Below are 2,005 nucleotides of genomic sequence, written 5' to 3' on the forward strand. Positions count from 1 at the left end.
AACTAGATAAGGGGATTCAAAAACAAATAGCTAAATGGATTGATAAACATTTAGTAGGGGTTGATTTCCCAAGGTCTCCAGGAAAATATTTGACAGGTAATTTATCTGGTTATGTTCGATTTAGGGTATCTAATTATAGAATAGTAGCGATAGTCGATGAAGGGGAATTAGTGATTACAAATCTTCATGTTGGGCATTGTTCGGAAATATATAAAAACCTTTAGAGAGGAAAGTAAAATAAAAAAAGGACTAGCCGTGCAAAGTAGTCCCTGAATTTATTCTACCAGTATTATAGCATATGAGTGAAAAAAAAGAAATTGTGAAAGGTCGAGACTGGACTTTTATTGTATACCCAGAATCAGCTCCAGAAAATTGGAGAACGATATTAGATGAAACATTCATGAGGTGGGTTGAAAGTCCTTTGCATGATAAAGATGTTAATGCGGATGGAGAAATAAAAAAGCCTCATTGGCATATATTGCTATCATCGGATGGACCAATTACCCAAACTGCAGTACAAAAAATTATAGGTCCTTTAAATTGTCCTAATGCTCAAAAAGTGGGCTCTGCAAAAGGTTTAGTAAGATATATGGTGCACCTTGACAATCCAGAAAAATATCAATACTCACTAGATGAAATCGTAGGTCATAATGGTGCTGATGTAGCTAGTTATTTTGAATTGACTGCTACAAACAAGCTAGTACTTATGAAAGAAATGATAAGTTTTATTTACGAGAACAATATAGACAATTATGCAGAGTTCTTGATGTTGTGTATTGAAAAATCTGATGATTGGTTTAATGTTGCAATAAATTATAACACATTAGCTATAAATAAAATGATAGATGCTGTATGGCAAAAAAATAAAAATAAGTAAAGAGGAAAAACATGAACCCAAGAATACAAGGGCGAGTAGCTCCAGAAAAGTATGATTTGTACAAAAAAACAAAAAAAGAGTATATCCAAAAAACAGGGGAAATAGTGACAGATGGAGAGTTTCTTCTGTTGTGTTTAGAAGCCTTTATAGAACAACAATCGAAGTAGAGCAAAAATGTTCTACTTTTTTATTTGACAGAGATGCAAAAAAAATGCTAGAATGGGGTCATAGGGGTCACGGTATCCACTGACCCCAAAGTATAGAAGAGGTGTGAAATGAAAGAATTTATTAGGTGCACTAGGTATAGGATTGCACATATGTTGTTAGGTGAGGAAGAAGTTCCTGAAAAAGGCTTTAAGATAACCACATGGGTTGGTGAGAGAGGGCAACATTATGTGGAGGTAGCAAGTAAAAACCCCTTAAACAAGGAGGAACTAAGGAGGTTTTATTCAGCAATATCTGACCTTACAGGGTGGAAAGATACTCGTGAAGTTGTGGTAGGGATAGGAAAATGGGGACTTGAAAACCATTCTACTATGAGGTATGACGATTATGCCGAGACCGAAAGATGAGAGAACTCCACTAGATATATTGGCGGAGATAGAGAACAACGTAAAAGGGCTTAAAAAGGTGTTAGAGGGTGACCAAGGGCTGTATGAGATGAATATGGCTCTTGCTATGGCTGAAGAGTTGGCAAGGTCCTCTGGCAGGCTTTCTAAGCGTATAAGCAAGTTATTGAGATTAGAAATATTTGAGCGAGGAAATGATAATGACGGCGACACTAAATTTGACCGAAAAACAACTATTAGAGTTAAGCATGACCCAAGTAAAATCAAACGAGTTCCGCGTACTTGAGGTAGAGACAGGGAGTTTCGAGGACGGCCAAGGGGAGCAAAGAGAATATGCTCGCCTGGTGGTTTGTGAAAGAGAGGAATATGAGCTTTTAGAGAGTGTGGGTATGTTAGAGCGTGTTGAAAAAGTAAGGTTTCCTGTTGTCCAGTATGATGGCTCTGACCTCTCTAAAAAGGTTGGTAAGATTATCGTAACTGATAACCCTGACCATTGGTTTTTTAGAAAATCTAAAGTAGAGACAGGCTTTGGCAGACAAGAGACCCAAATAGTGGGCAT

The 2,005-nt window shown here is 37.2% G+C and carries 5 protein-coding genes; all 5 read left to right on the forward strand.

Annotated features, from left to right (window positions below):
• A partial coding sequence (locus CUN59_RS23025; RefSeq protein ID WP_104389608.1) for a type II toxin-antitoxin system RelE family toxin occupies positions 1–224 on the forward strand: 224 nt, incomplete at its 5' end.
• Between the two features lie 74 nt (positions 225–298).
• Positions 299–877: a replication protein gene (locus CUN59_RS23030; protein ID WP_104389609.1), complete on the forward strand. Its 579-nt coding sequence runs from the start codon at positions 299–301 to the stop codon at positions 875–877.
• Positions 878–888: 11 nt separating this feature from the next.
• On the forward strand, positions 889–1,044 hold the full coding sequence (locus tag CUN59_RS23035) for a hypothetical protein (RefSeq protein WP_165790249.1): 156 nt from the start codon (positions 889–891) through the stop codon (positions 1,042–1,044).
• Positions 1,045–1,152: 108 nt separating this feature from the next.
• The gene (locus CUN59_RS23040; RefSeq protein ID WP_104389610.1) at positions 1,153–1,449 is read left to right on the forward strand and encodes a hypothetical protein; all 297 of its coding nucleotides are present in this window, start codon (positions 1,153–1,155) and stop codon (positions 1,447–1,449) included.
• Between the two features lie 197 nt (positions 1,450–1,646).
• The coding region (locus CUN59_RS23045) for a hypothetical protein (protein ID WP_133164067.1) at positions 1,647–2,005 on the forward strand (359 nt) is incomplete at its 3' end.

Origin of the sequence: Cuspidothrix issatschenkoi CHARLIE-1, from assembly GCF_002934005.1 — a bacterium.
In the GTDB taxonomy this organism is placed as follows: domain Bacteria; phylum Cyanobacteriota; class Cyanobacteriia; order Cyanobacteriales; family Nostocaceae; genus Cuspidothrix; species Cuspidothrix issatschenkoi.

Bases quoted from the DNA above. Each gene is read 5' to 3' on its own strand.
- CUN59_RS23030 (WP_104389609.1), top strand. From the start codon at position 299: ATGAGTGAAAAAAAAGAAATTGTGAAAGGTCGAGACTGGACTTTTATT.
- CUN59_RS23035 (WP_165790249.1), top strand. From the start codon at position 889: ATGAACCCAAGAATACAAGGGCGAGTAGCTCCAGAAAAGTATGATTTG.
- CUN59_RS23040 (WP_104389610.1), top strand. From the start codon at position 1,153: ATGAAAGAATTTATTAGGTGCACTAGGTATAGGATTGCACATATGTTG.